This is a genomic window from Microbulbifer maximicatervae (SeqCode) (assembly GCF_052468155.1).
This window is the reverse complement of sequence record NZ_CP174335.1, coordinates 1,446,197-1,467,927: the sequence shown is the minus strand read 5'-3', so window position 1 is coordinate 1,467,927 and position 21,731 is coordinate 1,446,197. Positions and strand designations below refer to the sequence as shown.

General features: G+C 52.1%; 20 protein-coding genes and 1 pseudogene. 5 read left to right on the top strand and 16 right to left on the bottom strand.

The features are described from left to right. Positions 1–176: 176 nt before the first annotated feature. The 12 genes from ubiD to proC all read right to left on the bottom strand — a co-directional run bounded on the left by ubiD (position 177) and on the right by proC (position 12,576). Positions 177–1,643, bottom strand: coding sequence for a 4-hydroxy-3-polyprenylbenzoate decarboxylase (gene ubiD, locus ACJJIY_RS06340; protein ID WP_445359302.1), 1,467 nt, complete (start codon positions 1,641–1,643; stop codon positions 177–179). A 156-nt stretch (positions 1,644–1,799) separates the two neighbouring features. Next, entirely contained in the window at positions 1,800–2,069 is a 270-nt protein-coding gene (rbp, locus tag ACJJIY_RS06335; RefSeq protein ID WP_020413665.1) for an RNA-binding regulator, read from the bottom strand. A 275-nt stretch (positions 2,070–2,344) separates the two neighbouring features. Beyond that, positions 2,345–3,604: a transcription termination factor Rho gene (rho, locus tag ACJJIY_RS06330; RefSeq protein ID WP_108731406.1), complete on the bottom strand. Its 1,260-nt coding sequence runs from the start codon at positions 3,602–3,604 to the stop codon at positions 2,345–2,347. Between the two features lie 365 nt (positions 3,605–3,969). Continuing rightward, entirely contained in the window at positions 3,970–4,299 is a 330-nt protein-coding gene (gene trxA / locus ACJJIY_RS06325) for a thioredoxin TrxA (RefSeq protein ID WP_444895465.1), read from the bottom strand. Between the two features lie 147 nt (positions 4,300–4,446). Beyond that, a complete protein-coding gene (gene hemW, locus ACJJIY_RS06320; protein WP_444895466.1) occupies positions 4,447–5,661 on the bottom strand; it encodes a radical SAM family heme chaperone HemW in 1,215 nt (404 codons plus the stop codon). Beyond that, complete coding sequence (gene rdgB, locus ACJJIY_RS06315; protein WP_444895467.1) at positions 5,654–6,271, bottom strand: RdgB/HAM1 family non-canonical purine NTP pyrophosphatase; 618 nt, start codon at positions 6,269–6,271, stop codon at positions 5,654–5,656. Before rdgB ends, hemW begins: the two co-directional genes overlap by 8 nt. A gap of 92 nt (positions 6,272–6,363) precedes the next feature. Then, positions 6,364–6,813, bottom strand: a complete 450-nt coding sequence (locus ACJJIY_RS06310; protein ID WP_413664060.1) for a DUF4426 domain-containing protein — start codon at positions 6,811–6,813, stop codon at positions 6,364–6,366. A gap of 140 nt (positions 6,814–6,953) precedes the next feature. Next, positions 6,954–7,544: a methionine biosynthesis protein MetW gene (gene metW / locus ACJJIY_RS06305; RefSeq protein WP_282930320.1), complete on the bottom strand. Its 591-nt coding sequence runs from the start codon at positions 7,542–7,544 to the stop codon at positions 6,954–6,956. Continuing rightward, complete coding sequence (gene metX / locus ACJJIY_RS06300) at positions 7,544–8,728, bottom strand: homoserine O-succinyltransferase MetX (protein ID WP_444898269.1); 1,185 nt, start codon at positions 8,726–8,728, stop codon at positions 7,544–7,546. The genes metW and metX overlap by 1 nt, the downstream gene beginning before the upstream one ends. A 137-nt stretch (positions 8,729–8,865) precedes the next feature. Then, positions 8,866–10,833, bottom strand: a complete 1,968-nt coding sequence (locus ACJJIY_RS06295) for a dynamin family protein (protein ID WP_445359301.1) — start codon at positions 10,831–10,833, stop codon at positions 8,866–8,868. A gap of 233 nt (positions 10,834–11,066) precedes the next feature. Continuing rightward, positions 11,067–11,675, bottom strand: a complete 609-nt coding sequence (locus ACJJIY_RS06290; protein ID WP_413664057.1) for a YggT family protein — start codon at positions 11,673–11,675, stop codon at positions 11,067–11,069. Positions 11,676–11,742: 67 nt separating this feature from the next. Then, positions 11,743–12,576 (bottom strand): pyrroline-5-carboxylate reductase, encoded by an 834-nt coding sequence (proC, locus tag ACJJIY_RS06285; protein ID WP_444926443.1) that lies wholly within the window; start codon positions 12,574–12,576, stop codon positions 11,743–11,745. 126 nt (positions 12,577–12,702) lie between these two features. Here proC and ACJJIY_RS06280 point away from each other — a divergent pair, with 126 nt between their 5' ends. Next, complete coding sequence (locus tag ACJJIY_RS06280) at positions 12,703–14,718, top strand: alpha/beta hydrolase family protein (protein ID WP_445359300.1); 2,016 nt, start codon at positions 12,703–12,705, stop codon at positions 14,716–14,718. A gap of 80 nt (positions 14,719–14,798) precedes the next feature. Here the strand turns inward: ACJJIY_RS06280 and ACJJIY_RS06275 are convergent, their stop codons facing one another. Both ACJJIY_RS06275 and ACJJIY_RS06270 read right to left on the bottom strand, forming a co-directional pair. Then, positions 14,799–15,086 carry a hypothetical protein gene (locus ACJJIY_RS06275; protein ID WP_413664054.1) on the bottom strand — a complete coding sequence of 96 codons (288 nt, stop codon included), beginning with the start codon at positions 15,084–15,086 and terminating at the stop codon, positions 14,799–14,801. Between the two features lie 38 nt (positions 15,087–15,124). Further along, positions 15,125–15,829: a YggS family pyridoxal phosphate-dependent enzyme gene (locus ACJJIY_RS06270; protein WP_444914993.1), complete on the bottom strand. Its 705-nt coding sequence runs from the start codon at positions 15,827–15,829 to the stop codon at positions 15,125–15,127. A gap of 69 nt (positions 15,830–15,898) precedes the next feature. Between ACJJIY_RS06270 and ACJJIY_RS06265 the strand changes: the two genes are divergently transcribed. The 4 genes and pseudogenes from ACJJIY_RS06265 (at position 15,899) to ACJJIY_RS06250 (ending at position 19,752) form a co-directional block, all read left to right on the top strand. Further along, the gene (locus ACJJIY_RS06265; protein WP_445359299.1) at positions 15,899–16,933 is read left to right on the top strand and encodes a type IV pilus twitching motility protein PilT; all 1,035 of its coding nucleotides are present in this window, start codon (positions 15,899–15,901) and stop codon (positions 16,931–16,933) included. 60 nt (positions 16,934–16,993) lie between these two features. Further along, positions 16,994–18,146: pseudogene (locus tag ACJJIY_RS06260) on the top strand (PilT/PilU family type 4a pilus ATPase). 236 nt (positions 18,147–18,382) lie between these two features. Beyond that, positions 18,383–19,132, top strand: coding sequence for an SDR family oxidoreductase (locus ACJJIY_RS06255; RefSeq protein WP_445359298.1), 750 nt, complete (start codon positions 18,383–18,385; stop codon positions 19,130–19,132). A gap of 11 nt (positions 19,133–19,143) precedes the next feature. Beyond that, a complete protein-coding gene (locus ACJJIY_RS06250) occupies positions 19,144–19,752 on the top strand; it encodes a LysE family translocator (protein WP_445359297.1) in 609 nt (202 codons plus the stop codon). A 3-nt stretch (positions 19,753–19,755) separates the two neighbouring features. Here the strand turns inward: ACJJIY_RS06250 and ACJJIY_RS06245 are convergent, their stop codons facing one another. Then, the gene (locus ACJJIY_RS06245) at positions 19,756–20,502 is read right to left on the bottom strand and encodes a LytR/AlgR family response regulator transcription factor (protein ID WP_445359296.1); all 747 of its coding nucleotides are present in this window, start codon (positions 20,500–20,502) and stop codon (positions 19,756–19,758) included. After that, complete coding sequence (locus tag ACJJIY_RS06240) at positions 20,499–21,656, bottom strand: sensor histidine kinase (RefSeq protein WP_445359295.1); 1,158 nt, start codon at positions 21,654–21,656, stop codon at positions 20,499–20,501. Before ACJJIY_RS06240 ends, ACJJIY_RS06245 begins: the two co-directional genes overlap by 4 nt. Between the last annotated feature and the right edge of the window lie 75 nt (positions 21,657–21,731).

Genomic DNA, 21,731 nt, shown 5'->3' with positions numbered 1-21,731 from the left:
ATCCTTACAGTTAATTCAGGGCCACGGTCGAGCCCGTACCTAACTGCGACGCCAGCAGTGAAGGCTATAGATGCAAAGAAGGAAGAAAAATAAAGAGTGACCGCTAAGCGGTCACTCTACTGAGCGCCGCCAGAGGCGCTTATTCGGACGGGAGTACTGGGAATATGTCGCCGTGCTTATTCGAGGCCCAATTTAGACCAAATTTCATCAACCTTTTTAACCACATTCGAGTCGCGCTCAATGGGTACACCCCACTCACGACTAGTTTCACCTTCCCATTTATTAGTCGCATCAAAGCCTATTTTTGAGCCTAAACCAGAGACCGGTGAAGCAAAATCCAAATAATCAATCGGAGTATTTTCTACCATCACCGTATCCCGCGCAGGATCCATACGTGTGGTCATCGCCCAGATTACATCTTTCCAATCCCTGGCATTGACGTCTTCATCAGCGACAATAACAAATTTGGTGTACATAAATTGACGCAGGAAAGACCAGACCCCCATCATTACCCGCTTGGCGTGGCCCGCATACTGCTTCTTCATGGTGACCACGGCGAGACGGTAAGAGCATCCCTCCGGCGGTAAATAAAAATCGACAATTTCGGGAAATTGCTTTTGCAGGATTGGCACAAAAACCTCGTTTAAAGCCTCTCCTAAAATCGCAGGTTCGTCCGGTGGGCGCCCGGTATAGGTGCTGTGGTAAATGGGATTTTTACGGTGCGTAATCTTCTCTACCGTAAATACAGGGAAGCTGTCCACTTCGTTGTAGTAACCGGTGTGGTCCCCATAGGGCCCCTCATCAGCCATATCATCGGGATAGATAAAGCCTTCCAGAACATATTCGGCACTGGCAGGCACCTGAAGATCACTGAGTAAGGCATCGGTCACTTCTGTCTTATCCCCCCGCAGCAGGCCGGCAAAGGCATACTCAGACAAAGTATCCGGCACTGGGGTAACGGCCCCCAGAATTGTGGCGGGATCGGCGCCCAGGGCAACAGCTACCGGATAGGGTTCACCCGGATGCTTCTTGCACCAGTCCCGATAATCCAGAGCCCCCCCGCGATGACTGAGCCAGCGCATAATCAGGCGGTTCTTTCCGATTAATTGCATCCGGTATATGCCCAGGTTTTGCCGTTTCTTCTCAGGCCCTCGGGTAATTACCAAGGGCCAAGTGACCAGCGGAGCGGCATCTCCCGGCCAGCAGGTTTGGATTGGCAGCTGATGCAGATCAACCTGATCCTTCTCAAGGACTACCTGTTGACAAGCGGCACCCTTTACGACTTTTGGCCCCATATTCAGGACCTGTTTAAAGACCGGCAACTTCTCCCAGGCATCGCGGAGATTTTCCGGTGGCTGCGGCTCCTTGAGAAAAGCCAGCAGTTCTCCCACTTCACGCAGTTCGGCAACACTCTCTCTTCCCATCCCCAGGGCGACACGCTCTGGTGTTCCGAAAAGATTGGCAAGAACTGGGGTCTCAAAGCCTACCGGGTTCTCAAACAACAATGCAGGCCCCTCAGCTCGCAATACGCGATCGGAAATTTCTGTCATTTCCAAAATGGGGTCAACAGGGTGCTTGATTCGTTTTAGTAGGCCGCGCTTTTCCAGCAACTTAATAAAGTCGCGTAGATCTTTATATTTCATGGGCTAACAAGGCGTGACTATAAACCAGAGCGCAGTGTAAAACAGAAGGCGCAGGATGGGTAACAACACACCAATTGGAATGAAGAGAGAGGCGGGAGGGAGTCGCGGCTCGCAAGCCTAGGCTGCGAGCCGCGGAAATAATAAGCTTTTTACAGCTTAGAAGCGGGGGCGACGCGGACGATCTTCGCGAGGCTTAGCTTCGTTAACGCGGATGTTACGGCCAGACAGCGGTTGGTCGTTCATCTCTTCGATAGCTTTGCGCGCTTCATCGTCGTTAGGCATTTCTACGAAACCGAAGCCTTTAGAGCGGCCAGTCTCACGGTCGGTGATAACAGTAGCCCGAGAGATCTCTCCGAATGCACCAAAAGCTTCGTGCAGGTCGTCAGAGGTTACCGCGTAGGCCAGATTTCCAATATAGATATTCACAAAAGGTTCTCACTAGGTGTGTGGGCTGTCGTGCAGTCACAAATGGATAACCAGCTCCACCAGATTAACCATTTGAGATTGGCCCTTTGCGGAGAAATAAACCCCTGGGCCAATTCAGTAAGGCGCGTTGCCTAAAATCCATATCAAGCGCCACAATGTGGAACTTTATATGCCTAATGGCTCGCCTTTTCAACAGTAATAGACGCAATTAATCGTCTTATTCTGCTCCTAATAAATAAAGAGCGCCTTTTTAGGCGCTACTTTATATACAAAAATTATTTCCGTTTCATGGATAGGAAGAATTCGTCATTTGTCTTGAAATCTTTCAATTTATCCACTAGGAATTCAGTCGATGCAACATCTTCCATATCGTGTAACAGCTTACGCAAAATCCACACTCGCTGCAGCTCGCCCTCAGGCATTAACAGCTCTTCCCGGCGAGTGCCGGATCTGCGCACATTAATGGCCGGATATACGCGTTTTTCAGCAATTTTGCGATCCAGCTGCAATTCCATATTACCGGTACCTTTAAATTCCTCGAAAATCACTTCGTCCATTTTCGAGCCGGTATCGATAAGTGCAGTAGCAATAATAGACAGACTTCCGCCTTCTTCAATATTTCGCGCTGCCCCAAAGAAGCGCTTCGGGCGCTCTAAGGCGTGAGCATCAACACCACCGGTTAATACTTTACCGGAGCTAGGAACTGTTGTGTTGTAAGCGCGAGCCAGGCGGGTGATAGAGTCGAGCAAGATAACCACATCTTTTTTGTGCTCAACCAGGCGCTTGGCTTTTTCAATTACCATTTCCGCAACTTGTACGTGACGTGCCGGCGGCTCATCAAAAGTAGAGGCAACAACTTCACCGCGCACGGAGCGCTGCATTTCTGTCACTTCCTCAGGACGCTCGTCAATCAGCAGTACGATCAAATGGCACTCTGGATTATTGCGCGTAATGGCCTGTGCCATATTTTGCAACATAATCGTTTTACCGGCCTTCGGCGGCGCAACAATCAAGCCGCGCTGGCCTTTCCCGATTGGAGCTACAAGATCAATAATACGACCAATCAGGTCTTCGGAGGAGCCGTTTCCGCACTCGAGGGTGAGGCGATCGTTGGGGAATAGAGGAGTGAGGTTTTCGAAAAGAATTTTGTTACGTGCGTTTTCCGGTTTGTCAAAATTAATTTCGTTAACTTTTAATAAGGCAAAATATCTTTCACCTTCTTTCGGTGGGCGAATCTTTCCGGAAATTGAGTCACCCGTACGTAAATTAAATCGGCGAATCTGACTTGGAGATACATATATATCATCCGGTCCCGCAAGATAAGAGGAGTCAGCAGAACGCAAAAATCCAAAACCATCTTGAAGGATTTCTAATACGCCGTCGCCATAAATATCTTCACCGCTTTTGGCGTGGCGCTTGAGGATATTGAAAATGATATCCTGTTTGCGCGAACGGGCCAGGTTTTCAAGGCCCATGCCTTTGGCTATTTCAATCAACTCTTCAATGGGTTTGGTTTTTAATTCGGAGAGATTCATACCAATTGCTTATTAATGTTTCTGTTGTCATATGGCGCGGACACGCCTGAAATTTTGAGGAGGGGTTTGATATTAGAGATTAGCTCGTTTATTTACCCGATACACCTAGGTACCTTTTCCTACCAAGACCACAGTACTCAGTAAACTTTTGCTCTCCATAATCAATTTATGGAGCATTATCAGAACAAGTTCAACTCGAGGAGTATACGCGCCGGGGATGGTCAGGGACCCTGTGGAGGGGCGTTTTGTCAGCTCGTCTCATTTAATTCAAGACCGCTGAACTATTTCAGAATTACAGCCAGTATAACGGGTGTTTCCAATCCTGCAAAGAAATTTACCCCCTTTGCAGGATGGAAACGACAGTCTTACAGCTGACCGTCGATAAACTCAGTCAGCTGCGCGCGGGACAGTGCGCCGACTTTAGTACCTTCGACATTGCCGCCTTTGAACAGCAGCAGCGTGGGGATACCACGGACATTATATTTGGCCGGGCTCTCTTTATTCGCATCAACGTCTACTTTTACGATCTTCAACTTATCGCCGTAGTGGCTTGCCAGGTCTTCCAGCACTGGAGCGATCATCTTGCACGGACCGCACCACTGTGCCCAAAAATCTACCAACACCGGGCCTTCAGCTTTGAGAACTTCTGCTTCGAATTCAGCGTCAGATACGTTGACGATTGAGTGCTCGCTCATATTGCATTCCTGTTCTTTAGTTACTCGATGCGTGGGCACCGCCAACGCATCTTCTCACGGTCACAGCGGTGGTTATACAGCTGCGATGCACCATTGCCCTCAAAATTGGGGCGCAAAATGGGATTTCAAGTCTTTCCTGCCACAGACTTACGCCTGCTCCAGGAAGCGCTGCAAAATCTCATCGATATAGTCAAAGCCAAAAGCCGTGGCAGCAATCCGCTTATCGAGACACTCTACAAGCTCCATTGCCATCAGGGTAGGCCATTGTTTTTGCAGCTCGGACATCGGCAACCCGGTGTAGCGGGTAAAAGTATCACTGGGAACACCATCCGCCAGGCGAAGGGCATTCATAAGAAACTCCAGTGGCAAATCCTCATTCTCAACCCTGTCAGTATGGGGTTCAGACAAGGCACTGTGCAGCAGCTCGGGATGTTGCCTGGCGATAGACAAGTAGTCCCTCGGAGTGCGTGTGCGACGACTGCGCAGAATTTGCCCAGTTTCAGCTAGGGTTACCTTGCCATGAGCACCGGCACCAATCCCTAGGTAGTCTCCAAATGACCAGTAATTAATATTATGGCGGGATTCAAGTTCGGGTTTGCTATAAGCCGACACCTCGTAACGACGATAGCCCTCGGACGCCAGTAGTTCGCGTCCGCTGCCCTGCATACTGGCAATCAGCTGGGAGCCGGGGGTGACTGGTGGCGCACTGTAGAATGCGGTATTTGGCTCAATCGTTAATTGGTACCAAGAAATATGCTCTGGAGCCAAGGAAATTGCTCGGCGCAAATCGCCAAGGGCTTCCACCTCGGTCTGATTGGGCAATCCGTGCATCAGGTCGAGGTTAATATTGTCAAAGCCCGCGCGACGCGCCATCGCCAGGGCACCTTCGGCCTCTTCTCCGCTGTGAATACGTCCCAACTGCTGTAGCTGATTGGAATCGAAGCTTTGCACTCCAATAGAAAGACGGTTAACTCCAGCAGATCGATAGCCAGTGAACTTGGCTTGCTCAAAAGTGCCGGGGTTGGCCTCCAGGGTTATCTCGATCCCCTCAGCAAAACCCACCACCTGCTCAGCAGCCTCCAGGATCTGCCCAATTGCTTGGGGGGAGAACAGGCTCGGCGTACCACCACCAAAAAAGATGGATTGCAATTTTCGCCCCTGCACCCAAGGCAACTGGCTGATCAGATCCTGGCGCAACTGCGCCACGTACTCGGATTCCGGTAGGGCGTAGTCGGAATTAGCCCGGTCTCTATCAGCCTGGTGGGAGTTGAAATCACAGTAGGGACATTTGCGCACACACCAGGGGATATGGATATACAGGCTCAGCGGTGGCAGCTGTAATTCAGCAATCTGATCAGGCAAGGTCGGCACCCTGCATATTTTGCTGCCATAAAAGCTCAAATTGAGACATAGCCTGGGCCCTGTGGCTCAGTCGATTCTTCAAGTCTCTCGGCAGTTCAGCGGAGGTCATTCCCTCAGATTCAACAAAAAACAGCGGGTCATAACCAAAACCCTGCTCTCCCGCCGGCTCCCGCAAAATTGTCCCGCTCCACTTTGCACTAGATACCAAAGGCACCGGGTCATCCCATTGCCGCACAAAAGCCAGCGCGCAGTGGAAACTGGCAGTGCGATTCTTAGATTCAACATCAACCATGGCCTCCAATAACTTCGCATTGTTTTTTTCATCAGTCGCCCCGACACCTGAGTAGCGTGCAGAGTAAATTCCCGGCGCACCACTCAATGCATCCACCGACAGCCCGGAGTCATCGGCTAATGCCGGCAGGCCACTGATACGGCTGGCGTGGCGGGCCTTAATCAAAGCATTCTCAATAAAGCTCAATCCGGTCTCATCAGCGTCACTTACCCCAAAGTCAGATTGAGGAAGAACCTGTATATCCCATGAGGCGAACAGCTGTGAAAACTCACGAAGTTTGCCGGCATTACCGCTGGCAAGAACAATTTTATTTACCATATTGCTTCAAACAAAAAGCGGGCCTCGGCCCGCGGTGAATCTTAAAGAAGGGGTTTCGACCAGCTCTCAGCCAGCGGAACCTTGGCAGATATCTATCGGTTCAGTCTGCGACGGAAAGTGATCGTCTCACTTTTACCATTGGGCAGCTTAATATCTACGTTAAAAGTAAGGGTTTCCTCATCCTCAAAACGCAGGGGCGCGAGATAGTAAACAGCATCCCCTTCCCGAATTTCTTTGAACTTAAGTGGTCTTGACTGCTGGATCAGGTTGGTAGCTGTACCAGACATCTCAGCGCTGAGGCCATGAGTTCCGCCCTCTTTCTTGACGACAGAGACATTTACATAGGCCCGATCTTTTGCTCGAGCCAACTGGTACTGACGGGCGATATCCGGCTGGATAAAATCGCTATTGAACACTGAATAGACTACTCGATAGTCGCCAAAATCAGCGTAGTTCTTAATCGTACGCGCTTCTTGCGCGGCAGCGCCGACAGATAAAAATAGCAAGGCCACAGAAGCAGCCAGGGTAAGGATGCGTTTCACGCTCCACCTCCAGTTGTTATAGGCGCCACCTCTCCCGGCAGGTTTGGTGGTCAATTCCAGTCAGGCCCCCTCAGGAGTGCCTTTCTCGATCTATTTATCGCGCCAAAGTCCTCCACAAAAGAGCTGGCGCAAATCTTAGTTTAGCGAGTTAGGTGATAGATGGCTGTCTCACCAAACAAATTTGGTAAAAAGTCTTTGAATGCCCGCCCAACCATGGACTCAGAAACCACTTGCCGATGCAGAATCGCCCAGCCGTTTTCTCGGCATAACACCTCAAAGTCTGTAAAAGTACAAAAGTGAATATTGGGAGTGTCATACCATTCGTATGGCAATAAGTCGGATACTGGCATGCGCCCGGAGAATGCGAGGTGCCAGCGGGCCTTCCACTGCCCAAAATTGGGAAACGTAATAATGCAATCCCGCCCAACCCGGAGCATTTCCTCTACCACTAAATGAGGCTGACTCAAGGTTTGCAGTGCCTGGGTCATCACCACAGCATCAAAGCTGCCATCAGCAAAATTTCCCAGCCCTGTATTCAGATTTTGCTCGACAACATTGACCCCACGGGCCACACATCGCTCTATTTGCTCGGGATCAATCTCCAGGCCATAGCCTTTCACATTTTTATTTCTCCCCAGCTGATCGAGCAGTGCACCATCGCCACAGCCGAGGTCGAGAACCCGGCTGTTGGGAGCGATCCATTCCTGGATCACATCCAAATCTATCCGCATCAGTACACCTCCTCAGCAATTTCTGCCGCAACTCTCTGCATATAGGCACGAAATACACCTTCATAACGACCATTGGGCAGCAGGAAGGCATCGTGTCCCATTGCTGACTCTACTTCGGCATAGCTGACTGGAATATCCGCGTGCATCAGGGCATCGGCGATTTCCCTCGAGCGCTCCGGCGCAAAGCGCCAATCAGAAGTAAATGACACCAATAAAAACCGGCACTTGGCATGGGAGAAGGCCTCTACCGGGTCATCCCCGTATTCCCGAGCTAAGTCGAAGAAATCCAGCGCTCGAGTCATCAGAATGTAAGTATTGGGATCGAAGGTGGTGGAAAAACTGGCTCCCTGGTAGCGCAGATAACTTTGTATCTGAAACTCCACCTCTTCATCCGACCCCTGTTGAAAGCTGCCACTGCGCAATTCTCGACCAAACTTGCGTCCCAACCCATCGTCAGACAGATAAGTGATATGCCCGATCATACGCGCAACGGCCAGGCCTCTACGGGGTAACTTATCCTGTTGGAGGTAGTGCCCATCGCAAAAGTCCGGATCGGATGTTATCGCCTGGCGTGCGGTCTCATTAAACGCGATATTCTGTGCAGATAACTTCATGGCAGAGGCAATCACCACACAATTGCGCAGGCGCTCAGGGTATTCCAGTGACCAGCGCATCGCCTGCATTCCACCGAGACTGCCGCCAACAACCGCCGCCCACTGTCGAATGCCTAGCATATCCCCCAGACGCGCTTGGCTGTGGACCCAGTCGCGGACACGCAGTGATGGAAAATCCGGCCCCCAGGTAGTGCCGGTATCCGGGTTGATGGATACGGGGCCAGTAGATCCGTGGCAACCGCCGAGATTATTAACAGACACCACGAAGAAGTGATTAGTATCTATCGGCTTACCCGGGCCGATATAGTGGTCCCACCACCCCGGGCGCTTATCATCGATACTGTGTCGCCCCGCAGCGTGATGATGCCCAGACAGAGCATGACAGATCAGAACTGCGTTAGTCTTTTCCCTATTGAGTTCACCGTAAGTCTCATAAACCAGAGTGTAATTTTTCAGCACTCGGCCACAGGCCAATTCCAGCGGTTCACTAAAGTGATGACTTTTAGGCTCAACAAGGCCCACCGAGCCTGGGTCACCGGTAGTTGCGGTTTGGGCTTCCGCAGAAGCGATAGGATTTTCCGTTGACAAGGCACTGTATCTGTCAGGTTGATAGGTGCTGCCTGGCAAATTGCCGAAGCAGTCAGTGAATAAGATCACTGCAACTTATAACAAATGCCAGTCAGAACCAATATCAATTAGCACCCAATTCAGGTGGTATGCGAGGCCTTCAAGGGGGTTACGTTGTGCGCGCGCGGCGCCGGCGCAACCGGCTGTGGTGCAGAGCTGTTGTGCCGCAGTAAATCCTCTAACGCCACCAGCGCCTTATCATTGCGCTGAACCTCATCCTCGAGAGTTCGAAGATCCGTGCGACGACTGCGAGTTTTCTGTTTCAACTCGGTGAGCTTAATCAAATGGCGATTGAGTAACTGTTTCTGATACTGCGCATGCTGTTTAAGAGGCTCAAGAGCCTGCTCTAACCAAGTTTCCGCTTTGTTACCCATATCGTCGTAAAGCCGACCCACTTCACTGGCAAGCGTGGTAATAAAGCGCTCGCTGAGACGGCTGCGGCGCGCCAATAACAGCTGCGGGGATCGCCTCAGCTGAGCGGCCTGGCGATGCAGTCCACGCAACGCGAAGCGAAATTTGCGGATAGTAAAATACTGCTCAGCATCATCGACTTTCTTCAAGCTGGAGCGCTCAAATACAGCGTCGAGCAAGCGATTAGCCTGATCCACTTCCCGCTCGAGGTTAGACATCTGATGGTCTACCCCTTCCATAAAAGTATCGATAGCCCTGGCCATGCCCATGGGCGTCCAACGGCGATTGAGAGTAGCCAGTGTATCGTCAATCAGCGCCTGCAACTGCTGTCTGGATATCGGCGCCAACAAAGAAGTGCTTTGTCGTGTAAGCATTCTCTGGCTGGATTTGAGCGTCAGCAATTCCTGATGACAAATCTTATGCTGCTCGCGCACGGTCGTCTGCAACTGTTCCAACTCTGCCAATTGCTCTGAGGTGTTGCCACTATTGCGCTGCAGGTGAGCCAACGCTGCCCGGCCACTATTCAAACGACGCTTGAGTAGATCGCGGGTATCAGCCATCAGGGTGAGAGCTTGATGCAGTGAGCGGTGCTCGGCCATTTTATGCCGGTGCTCCAACAGGCGCTGAACCAGCATCCTTTCAAACTCACCGAAGCGGCTGCTTCGCACCAAATCCGCATCCCGCTGCTGGCGCCCCAACAGAGCCATTTTTGCAGAGACTCCGGCAACACTTTCCAGAGGCAGAGACAAGAGACCGGCCACTTCGCTGCGCATGCGTCGCAACAGCAACTCAGCATCCTCCTCCGGATCATCCCAAAGTACATCCATCTTGTTGAGCAGGGCCATCACGGATGTTCCGCGATGCTCTTGCAATGGCGCCAGGTGAGTCTCCCACATACTCATATCGGTGCCACTTACGCCCGCATCGGCAGCCAGCAGAAAGGCAACCGCCTGGGCCCCGGGCAGTGTACTCAATGTGAGCTCCGGCTCATTGCCGAGGGCGTTCAGTCCCGGGGTATCAATAATACGCAACCCCTGATCCAGCAATGGGTGCGGCAGACAAATCAAAGCAAAACGCCAGGCGGGGATCTCGACTAGGTTCCCCTTGCCATCCAAGTGGCGCCGATCGAAGCCATAACGAGCGGCCTCTTCCGGCATTACTGACTTGGTCGAGGCAACCTTCAATAAAGTCTCCCGGGTCGCCTCGGGATCATTGGCATCAAACTCGTGAGTTACCCACTTTTGCGGAATTCGGCGGAAGCTCTCCAGGCTGGTATTCGTCGCCAGGGTCTCAATCGGAAGCAGCCGCAGACTGGCGCGCTCGCCGCCATCACTGAAAATTTCCGTGGGGCACATAGTGGTGCGCCCCGGTCTTGAGGGCAGTAGACGCTGGCCGTAAGTTTGCGACAACAGGGCATTGAGCAGTTCAGTTTTTCCCCGTGAAAACTCCCCAACTAAAACCAGAGTGAACTGATCATCTGCAAGTAGGGCGCGGGCCTGCTGTACAACCTGGCAGGCACCAGCGGAATTAGAGAAGTGCTGTTCAAGCCATTGGCTGAAGTGGGCAAACTGGCGATCGAGATTCTTTTTCCAACGGTCGTAGTCAGAAATATGCTGGCGTAAAAGTGCGTCTTCCATTTCACGGTGTTCTTGTTATTGAGACCCGGGACTACCGGCCCCTACTAAGACAAGAGAAAGAGCCGTCAGTCGATAGTATAAGAGTCTAACACCGCGCCAAATACGATCTAGTGCGCACAGGTGAAGAAATGTTCAGCCGGTCACAATTTAAGAAACCTTCGAACAACTGCGCAAGCCCCAGAGGGCGGGGCTTGAAAGATGCAGGGGATATTTTGGGGTTGATCAGAGTCCGGTTAAAAGCCGGGGATATGCCAAAACAGGCTGTACACGAAAGCCGGCATGTTGGCCATTTGGGCAAAACCAATAAGCAGCCTGTTAATCACAGTGAGCAGGATAAAGACAAATATCGGGCTGATATCAATCACCCCCAACGGCGGAATCAAGCGTCGCACAGGTCCGCAAAATGGCTCCAGGAGTTGGTGCAATAAAATTAGAATTGGATGGCCGCTATTCGGCGCAATCCAGCTGGCAACGATGGAGACCAATAAGCCGACAAACACCATCGCTATCACAGTGGAGACACAGCCGATCAACGACCACAGCAGGGCACTGAGGGGGTTAACCAGGCCGTAACCTGCAATCATGGCGCAAGCCATAATCATCGCCCAACCGACTATCAACGCCAGTACTACTGAGGCCATATCGACGCCAAAAAGTCCTGGCACCACTTTGCGCAGCGGCAGCAGCAAAGGGTTGGTAACCTTCACAACTCCCTGAGATATGGGGTTGTAAAAATCCGCACGGCCCAACTGCAATAGGAAACGCAATAACACGGCGAAAAGGAACAAAATGCCCAGTATGCCCACGACATAAACGCCGATATCGCTGAAGGTATTGACCATGGATAAACCCTAAACAAAAAGATTTTCAGCAGCCACCGCTGCACCTACCCAATTGGACCGGAACCTGTTACCGATCCAATTCCTTTGCCATTTCCGTCGCCCGCTGCTCGCAATCGCGCATGGCATCGGCCACTAACTGCGGCAACCCACCCTTCTCGAACCGTTGAACAGCGCGCTCAGTGGTTCCACCTGGTGACATCACATTGCGCTTCAACTGGGCGACGTCAACATCGCTGGCGACCGCCAGTTTGGCGGCGCCCAGGGCAGTTTGCAACACAAGGCGCTCCGCATCTGCACGAGCAAGGCCACCGGCGGAAGCCGCATCAATCATGGCCTCCATAAACTGGAAAAAGTAAGCCGGTGCCGATCCCGCTACCGCAATCACCTGATCGATGCCGCGCTCTTCCTCAACCCAGTATGAGATGCCTACCGCATCGACGATACGCCCGGCAAGTTCCTTCTGTTCGCCCGTAACCTTGCTATCGGCATAAAGACCGGTAACTCCGGTTTGCACCAGGGCCGGGGTATTAGGCATAGCCCTGACAATAGGGAGGTGCATTCCCATCCAACGGTGGTAAGCCGCGAGCGGAATTCCCGCAGCAAAAGTGATAATCAAGGGCGAGCGATCCACCAAATGGGGTTTCAGTCCCTCACAAAGTTCTCGCATAACTTGCGGTTTCACCGACAGTACAATTACATCGGCATCAACAATAGCGGCAACATTATCGTCACTAATAGCTACCCCATGGCTCTCGGCAAAAGCATTGAGTTTGTCCCGATCACGGCCTGTAGCAGTGATCTGGTCCGCCGGATAACCGGAGGCCACCAAACCACCGATCACTGCCCCCGCCATATTGCCGGCGCCACCAATAAAAACCATCTTAGGGTTCGCTGTACTCACTCATATCACCTTGGGCGGTTACAAAAATTTTGTTGCTTTTCCCCGTTCGGGGCATTCCGCTAATATGTGGCCGCCAGATTCAAATAACAAGAGAGCCATACCAAGTGGCTCCTAACGGAGGACAGTATGCAAAAAGGATGGCGTTCACTGCTTATAGCAGCACTGATCACTGCGACCAGTGCTGCTGGTGCAGTAGAAACTCGCACGCTAAACAACGGCCAATTGATACTCGAAGATGTGCCAAACATTCCCCAAACTATCATCAATGAGCTCAATCGTTACCAGAACGTACGCTCAGCTAGCTTCCGGGGCTGGGATCTTGACGGTAACGGTATCTATGTCAGTACCCGCTTCGGCGAAGTTTCTCAATTACACAAGGTAGAGAATGCAGGTGGCGCTCGCCGACAACTAACTTTTTTCGAAGAGCCGATAGGCGGCATCTCTACCCGCCCGGAGCACAGCCAACTGGCATTCACCATGGATGCCGGCGGCAATGAATACGCCCAGATTTTCCTGTTTGATACAGAAAACGGCACTAGCGAGATGATTACTGATGGTGAGTCTCGCAATGGCAGTATTCTCTGGAATAAGCAGGGCTCAGCTATCGCTTACCAGAGTACTCGCCGAGATGGCAGGGCCAATGATATATGGTTAACCACTTTCGACGGTGACAAAAAAGAAGACCGCTTGATCCTTAAGTCTGAGGATGGCAGTTGGTGGGGCCCCAGTGATTTCTCACAATCCGGCAGCCAAATTTTGGTCATGCAATATATCTCCTCCACTCGATCTAATGTTCATTTGCTGGATCTCGACAGCGGCGAAGTCTCACTACTCGCCGGTACGAGCGATGAAGAGGCTGATTCCCGCAATTTCCCAGCGGGTTTCAGTTATGACAATCGCTCGGTTTATATCATCTCTGATAAAGGGCGCGAATTTACCCAACTGATCCGCAAAGACCTGGAGAGTGGCGATGAAAAGATAATTACCTCCGATATCCCCTGGGATATCAGCAGCTTTATCCTCAGTAAAGACGGTCGCCGCGGCGCTTTTGTCGCCAACGAAAATGGTATGTCCACCCTTTATCTATACGATCCACGCAATGACCGCTACCGCAAGGTCGACTCGCTACCGATCGGTCTTATCGGTGGAATAGAATTTAACCCCGAAGGTGATAAGCTGGCCCTAACCCTTAACACACCTAAAACTCCCTCCGATTCCTTCGTAATGGATCTTGGCCGCCGCCCGCTATCCAGTGGTGACCTTACCCGATGGACATTTAGTGAAGTCGGTGGTCTCGACAGCGAAAGCTTTGTCGAACCCGAACTGGTGCACTATCCCACTTTCGACGAGGAGGATGGAAAGCCGCGTGAAATTCCCGCATTCGTCTATAAGCCGCGCAATGCCAAAGGCCCCGTACCTGTGGTTATTTCAATCCACGGTGGCCCTGAAGGGCAGTACCGCCCCATGTTTTCCAGCACATACCAGCTGTGGCTAGAAAAACTTGGCGTTGCTGTAATTGCTCCAAATGTACGCGGGTCCGCTGGTTATGGTAAGAGCTACCTAGCCATGGATAACGGCTACAAGCGAGAGGACTCAGTTAGGGATATCGGCGCTCTTCTGGATTGGATTGCTACCCAGCCTGATCTGGATCCGGAACGCGTTGCTGTGTTTGGCGGCAGCTACGGTGGTTACATGGTGCTGGCCAGTAGTGTTTACTACTCCGATCGTTTAAAAGCAGCAGTGGATATCGTAGGCATCTCTAACTTTGTCACCTTCCTCACCAATACCAAGAGCTATCGTCGCGACCTTCGTCGAGTCGAATACGGTGATGAGCGGGATCCGCAGATGCGCGCCTTTCTCGAAAAAATCAGCCCCAACAACAATGTGGACAAGATCCAGGTGCCAATGTTTGTAGTGCAGGGACAAAATGACCCTCGGGTACCTGTCACCGAGGCTGAGCAAATCGTGGCTGCACTTCGTGAGAATGGCAATCAAGTCTGGTATATGAACGCACTCAATGAAGGGCACGGCTATCGCAAGAAAGAGAACAGTGATGCCTTTACCCAGGCAACAGCGCTCTTCTTTGCCGAACACCTACTGAATGAAGATCAAAAAAAGCAGCTCAGCTTGAATGAACAATAATTATTTGTTCCCAGAAAAAGAAAACGGCCTTTAGGGCCGTTTTCTTTTTAGAACTTAACTATGTAAAGAGCCCCTGATGATTAACTAAACAAAAAAGGAAATGTTTCCACAATCGCAATCAAGTTCAAAACAATCGCCAGTATCCAAAGCCAATAGCGGCTCTTATCTCCGAATATCCCAATAACTGCCGAATTCAAAAAACCGGTCACCAATGAGATTTTGGGAGAAACAAATGCAATCAGGCAGATAAAAGCCAACCACTCAAGCGCCACCCAGGTCACCAGCACACTATTCGTTACAGACAAAGATAGAACTGCGCTTACTGATAAAAGCAGCAGCAATACATCTACAGTCCCAGATTTTGTCATCCCATATCCCAAGAAAGTCTACTTGCGTACTAATTCTGTCATGCAGAATAGTTTCGTGCCCCAAAAATATCTGTGCCAATACGCACAATAGTGGCACCGCAGGCAATAGCAGCCTCCATATCTTTAGACATCCCCATGGATAGAGTATCCAGGGCCTGCTCAGGAAATTCTTCGCGAAGACTTTGCAGCAACCCTGCCAACTGGATAAATGGTTTTTCCTGCTCAAATACATTGTCACGAGCAGCGGGAATCGCCATCAAGCCACGCAGGCATAGCCCCGGCAATGTCATCACTTCACGCGCCAGAGCCACCAAATCCTGTGGAGCTATGCCAGACTTGCTCTGCTCGCCATCGATATTCACCTGCAAGCAGATATTGAGTGGTGCCATATTACTGGGACGCTGTGCCGACAGACGTTGGGCGATTTTTAAGCGATCCACCGTGTGCATCCATTGGAATCGCTCTGCCACAGCGCGGCTTTTGTTCGATTGAAGCGGCCCAATAAAATGCCAGTGAATATCCAGGTCGGACAGGGCATCCTGTTTTTGCAGGGCTTCCTGTAAATAATTTTCGCCAAAGTGATGCTGGCCAGCTGCAAAAGCAATCCGCAGGTCTTCCGCCGGTCGTGTTTTGGAAACCGCCAACAGGGTAATTTCTGCAGGGTTGCGATCGCAGTTGTTGCAGCATGTCACAATCCGCTCACCTACTGCATTCAGGTTTTCGACGATTGTCTCTTTGCGCATATACTGATGCCCTTACCGATTTGAGCGGCGATTTTACCTGAGCCCAAACAAGAACCATAAGGTAGCAGTATGGATATCACTGAACTCCTCGCCTTTAGCGCCAAGCAAAACGCCTCGGACTTACACCTCTCGGCGGGCCTGCCGCCGATGATCCGTGTCGACGGCGACGTGCGCCGTATCAACCTGCCCTCAATGGAGCACAAGCAGGTACACGGCCTGATCTACGAGATCATGAACGATAAGCAGCGCAAGGATTACGAAGAACTACTGGAAACAGACTTCTCTTTTGAAGTCCCCGGTGTCGCCCGCTTTCGTGTAAACGCCTTTAACCACAACCGGGGTGCCGGCGCCGTATTCCGGACCATTCCCTCCAAAGTTCTCACTATGGATGACCTGGGAATGGGTCAGGTGTTTAAACAGATCTCAGATACTCCCCGTGGCTTGGTACTGGTGACCGGGCCCACGGGTTCCGGTAAGTCCACCACCCTGGCGGCGATGATGGACTACATCAACGACAATAAATACGAGCATATCCTCACCATCGAGGACCCGATCGAATTTGTGCACGAATCCAAGAAGTGCCTGGTGAACCAGCGTGAGGTGCACCGGGATACCCACGGCTTTGCCGAAGCGCTGCGCTCTGCACTGCGTGAAGACCCGGATATCATTCTCGTGGGTGAGATGCGGGACCTGGAGACCATTCGCCTGGCGCTGACTGCGGCAGAGACCGGTCACTTGGTATTCGGCACCCTGCACACCACTTCCGCCGCCAAAACCATTGACCGTGTGGTGGATGTATTCCCGGCGCAGGAGAAAGCCATGGTGCGTTCAATGCTGTCGGAATCCCTGCAGGCCGTTATCTCCCAGACGCTAATGAAGAAAAACGGCGGTGGCCGGGTCGCTGCCCACGAAATTATGCGCGGTACCCCAGCCATCCGTAACCTGATCCGCGAAGACAAAATCGCGCAGATGTACTCGGCCATCCAGACCGGAGCCAGCGTCGGCATGCAGACCATGGACCAATGCCTGGAAGACCTAGTGGCACGCCGCATCATCAGCCGCGAAGTGGCTCGCGAAAAAGCCAAGATGCCGGAGAACTTCTAAACGGCCAAAACCCGCCCCCAATCTGGGGAAGAAAAGTCGAGATAAAACGCGGTAATCACCATGGATATTGAAAGACTTCTACAACTGGTTGTAGAGAAGGGCGCTTCGGATTTATTTATCACGGCGGGCGTCCCGCCCTCCATCAAACTGCACGGCCGAGTGGTGCCCTGTAGCAGCACCGCGCTCACGCCAGAGAAAGCGCGCGAGCTGGTGGTGGGAACCATGAACGAGAAACAGCGGCGCGAGTTTGCCGAGCAAAAGGAATTGAACTTCGCGATTGCAGTGCGCAACGTGGGGCGCTTCCGGGTATCGGCCTTTTTCCAGCGCAATCTGGTAGGTATGGTGCTGCGTCGCATCGAAACCAAAATCCCCACTATCGATGGACTCGGACTACCCGACGTACTCAAAGACCTGGCCATGACCAAACGCGGTCTGATTATTTTTGTGGGCGCCACCGGTACCGGTAAGTCCACATCCCTCGCCTCCATGATCGGCCACCGCAATGAGAACACCAAGGGCCATATCATCACCATTGAGGACCCAATCGAATTTATCCACCAGCATCGCGGCTGTATTGTGACCCAGCGCGAAGTGGGCCTGGATACCGAGTCTTTCGATGTAGCCCTGAAAAACACTCTGCGTCAGGCACCAGATGTTATTCTGATCGGTGAGGTGCGCTCCCGCGAAACCATGGACCACGCCATCGCTTTCGCCGAGACCGGCCATTTGTGTCTGTGTACCCTCCACGCCAACAATGCTAACCAGGCCCTCGATCGGATCATTCACTTCTTCCCGGCAGACCGCCACAAACAGTTGTTTATGGACCTGTCCCTCAACCTGAAGGCGATGGTGGCCCAGCAGCTGGTACCAACCCCCGATGGCGATGGCCGCCGTGCCTGCCTTGAGATCATGATCAATACCCCGCTGATGTCGGACCTGATCCGCAAAGGCGAAGTGGATAAGATCAAGGAGTTGATGAAGCGCTCTGGTGAGCAGGGAATGCAGACCTTCGACCAGGCACTCTACGAGCCTCTACGATGGGGGAGAAATTACCTATGAGGATGCCCTCTCCCACGCCGACTCCGCCAACGATTTGCGCCTGATGATTAAGCTCAAATCCGAATCCGATGCCGAGTACTTAAATAGTGCCGCTGGCGAGTTGAGTCTACAAAATGATTCAGAGTACGGAGACGGTGGTCCTCAGCTCTACTAGCCCCCGATCCAGCCAGATCAAAACCGTTTACAGACATATCAAAGGTCCCCAGCCTGTAAACGGTTTTCACCCGGTATAATCCGCTGCGGATATTTCCGCAATGCAAAAGCTGATCCCGCCCGATATTGAATGATATCGCAGGCTCTTTTTTGCAGCATTTTTATTGGAAGAAAATAGCCTTTCAATAAGTCTCTATTTTCCTGCGCAATATCCCGTTTAAAGAGTGACCAATCAATATGAATAAAAAAGTTGCCTTGATCACTGGCGGCAACCGGGGCATTGGTGCCGCGACAGCCAAATTACTTGCCCACAGGGGGTACCAGATTGCCATTAGCTACCGGCAGCGCAAGCAGCAAGCGGAAGAACTGATCGTCGAGCTTCGGTCTTTTGGTGTTTTAGCAATAGCCGTTCGCGCCGATATCTCCTCGGAGAAAGATATTGTCCAGCTATTCAATACGGTCGACGAGCAACTAGGCCCAATTAGCTGCCTGGTTAACAACGCGGCAATCATTAAACCGCAAATGCGCGTCGAAACGATGGACGCTGAGCGCATCAATGAAATCCTGCTTACCAACATCACTGGCACCCTGCTCTGCTGCCGGGAAGCAATCAAAAGAATGTCTATCAAAAATGGGGGCACTGGAGGAACCATCGTGAATATTTCCTCTGCTGCCAGCCGTTCGGGATCACCTAACGAGTACATCGACTATGCAGCGAGTAAGGGCGCTATCGATACGCTGACCATCGGGCTCAGCCAGGAAGTCGCCGATGAAGGGATTCGCGTAAATGGTGTTAGGCCTGGCTTTATTTATACAGAAATGCACGCTGATGGTGGCGAAGCAGACAGAATTGAGCGAGTAAAGTCTGCGATTCCACTCAAGCGTGGGGGGCGAGCAGAGGAAGTGGCTAAAGCTGTGGCTTGGCTACTCGGTGATGAATCCACCTTTACTACCGGTTCATTTATTGACGTTGCAGGCGGGAAGTAGGACCAAAAATTATGTTAGAAGCACTTTTTTCACTAATTGCGGCAACCGCTCTGTTGCTCGGCTCCCCTGGCCCGGCACCACTTGCCCTGGCCGCATCGGGAGCGACATTTGGAGTGAGAAAAAGCGGCAGTTTCCTTATCGGCATCCTGCTCGGCCTGAGTGTCGCCATTGTCGGGGCAACCGCCGGCATCGCCGCACTACTGGCAGCCTGGCCAGAAGCGCGCTTGGCGGTTCAGCTTTGCGGTGCCTTATATATTGGCTATATCGCGATCAAAATTGCCACGGCCCCGGTACTGGAGCAGGGCGCATCGGCGGAAGCTCAGCCTCCGTCGCTGTTGGATGGGTTTATTTTTAACTTATTGAACCCCAAGGCTTATGCCGCCTTCCTTGCCATATTTTCCCAATTCTTACTACCGATTGAAGAGAGTGGCCTGAGCTATTTAGCTACAGGGTTGGTCTGTTTACTGGTAGCCACTGCGGTGGATTTTATCTGGTTGTGCTTAGGAGGAAGCCTGAGGCCAGTTTTTCATAAACCCAGGCAGGCGCGAATAATCAGGGTATGTTTTGCGGTATTAATGGTGGCAGCCGTACTCGCTGTTTTTATCCGCGGAAGCATTTAAGCTCTAACACATCTCTGCGATCAATCCTTTTACCGAAGGCAGCATGCGCCGGCTCACCAGCGGCGCTGCTGTTACGCCATCCAGCTCCACCCGGTAATTTGTACCTTCCCTGCGCAACCCAACAATATATTGCACAGCCACTAGCGCGCTGCGGTGAATACGCACGAAACGCTGTCCAAACTCACTCTCAAGCTCTTTTAGAGACTCGTCCAGAATGGTCTCTCCAGCGGAGTGATGGGCTACAACATACTTGCTGTCCGCAACCAGACAGCGGATAGAATCTACATCCAGCAGCTCCACCCCCAGGCGGCTTATCGCCTTAATGCGGCTGCGGCCACTGGGCTCCTCCAGATCCTGCTTGGTTAACAACTGCTGCTGCGGCTTACTCAGACGCTGCGCTTTGGAAACCGCCTCGCGCAGCTGTTCGACATTCACAGGTTTTAATAGATACCCCACCGCTGAGGTGGCAAAAGCGGGCAAAGCAAACTCATCGTGAGCAGTGCAGAAAATTATTGCCGGCGGGCACACAAAGCTGGATAACTGCTGAGCCAATTCCAGGCCGCTACCACCGGGCATTTCAATATCCAGTAGCACAAGGTCCGGGTCGAGTTCGCGGATCTGTGATAGCCCGGCTTCAATATCTGCCGCTTCTCCCACAGCAATACAATTATCGATCCTCTCCAACTGCCGGTGCAGACGGGCACGAGCCAAAGGCTCATCATCAACAATCAGTACGCGCAATTGGGTCACTCCATCACCTCGATAGTCTTCTTGGAATTTGTGGTGGACTCTATTTCCCGCCGGTCCACTTCCCGGGGAGATAAGGGTAGCTGTAGTATGACCCGGTACCGGCCCTCCTCCCGACAGGCGGTAAATTTGAAGCGATCGCCGTAGTATGCAGTGAGACGCTGGCGAATATTCTCTGTCGCCATGCCATTACCAGTCTTCGCAGGAACTGCACTGTCCTGTGGCAATGGGTTTTCAATAACAACTTTGAACATGCCCCCCTCTTGCGAGAGTTGTACACTGATCTCTCCGCCTGCCCGCAACTGTGCCACACCGTGCAACACCGCATTCTCCAATAGGGGTTGTAGCAACATACTGGGCAGCTGAACCTTATCCAGGCCCTCGTCTAGCTGCCAACTCTGGCGCAAACGTTCCCCCAGACGCAGGGCTTCAATCTCCAAATAGCGTTGAGCTAGAGTAATCTCTTGCGCTAAAGGCACCAGCTTTGGATCGGCGAGGCTTGCACGAAATAATGCACATAAATCCTCTACCAACCGCTCCGCGCGATCAGGATCAACAGCGATCAAACTAGCCAGGCTGTTCATACTGTTAAAGAGGAAATGGGGGCGAATCCGCGATTGAAGTGCCTCAATTCGAGCACCGAGCTCCGCCTGCTGCTGGTTGTAGAGTTGCTGCTGAAGATAGGCGTAGCGCAATACCACCCCCGCACAAATAGCCCCAAGCAGGCAGTCGCCCGCAAACCCCCAGCTGTCAAAGCTGGTCTGTAACAGCACCGCGCGCAGGGAGCGCTGCACTGCCATCACCAATGTGAGCACCGACAGCACTGCAATAAAACTCAAGCCGCCAGCGAGTTTGTGGGGCATTTTCGCCAGGCTCGGCCGAAGCCGGCACAGCAGCGCGGCCGAGGGCAATATCACCCATTGGATCACCAGAGAGATCAGCCCCAAGCGCTGCCAACTGAACTCCGGTAAACCGTCCAGGGCCAGGACCAAGACCAATGCCAGCAATTCCCCCATCAACACCAGTACCGCCAGAGAGGTGACACTACAGAGGTCTGGCAGAAACGGAAGCTGCCCAGGTAGCGCAGAATCCTTATTTCCTGTGCGATATTTTCGAATTTTCTGCGTTATAATGCCCGACGGCCAGGGGAATGACATGCAGTTATTATTCTTGATTGTCCCAAAGTTCCAAGCGCAAGATATCACCAAGCTCCCCAGCCTTTCATCTCACTG

Coding starts and splice junctions, on each gene's coding strand:
- ubiD (WP_445359302.1), bottom strand. CDS start 1,643: ATGAAATATAAAGATCTACGCGACTTTATTAAGTTGCTGGAAAAGCGC.
- rho (WP_108731406.1), bottom strand. CDS start 3,604: ATGAATCTCTCCGAATTAAAAACCAAACCCATTGAAGAGTTGATTGAA.
- trxA (WP_444895465.1), bottom strand. CDS start 4,299: ATGAGCGAGCACTCAATCGTCAACGTATCTGACGCTGAATTCGAAGCA.
- rdgB (WP_444895467.1), bottom strand. CDS start 6,271: ATGGTAAATAAAATTGTTCTTGCCAGCGGTAATGCCGGCAAACTTCGT.
- metW (WP_282930320.1), bottom strand. CDS start 7,544: ATGCGGATAGATTTGGATGTGATCCAGGAATGGATCGCTCCCAACAGC.
- ACJJIY_RS06295 (WP_445359301.1), bottom strand. CDS start 10,833: ATGGAAGACGCACTTTTACGCCAGCATATTTCTGACTACGACCGTTGG.
- ACJJIY_RS06290 (WP_413664057.1), bottom strand. CDS start 11,675: ATGGTCAATACCTTCAGCGATATCGGCGTTTATGTCGTGGGCATACTG.
- ACJJIY_RS06280 (WP_445359300.1), top strand. CDS start 12,703: ATGCAAAAAGGATGGCGTTCACTGCTTATAGCAGCACTGATCACTGCG.
- ACJJIY_RS06275 (WP_413664054.1), bottom strand. CDS start 15,086: ATGACAAAATCTGGGACTGTAGATGTATTGCTGCTGCTTTTATCAGTA.
- ACJJIY_RS06270 (WP_444914993.1), bottom strand. CDS start 15,829: ATGCGCAAAGAGACAATCGTCGAAAACCTGAATGCAGTAGGTGAGCGG.
- ACJJIY_RS06265 (WP_445359299.1), top strand. CDS start 15,899: ATGGATATCACTGAACTCCTCGCCTTTAGCGCCAAGCAAAACGCCTCG.
- ACJJIY_RS06255 (WP_445359298.1), top strand. CDS start 18,383: ATGAATAAAAAAGTTGCCTTGATCACTGGCGGCAACCGGGGCATTGGT.
- ACJJIY_RS06250 (WP_445359297.1), top strand. CDS start 19,144: ATGTTAGAAGCACTTTTTTCACTAATTGCGGCAACCGCTCTGTTGCTC.
- ACJJIY_RS06240 (WP_445359295.1), bottom strand. CDS start 21,656: ATGTCATTCCCCTGGCCGTCGGGCATTATAACGCAGAAAATTCGAAAA.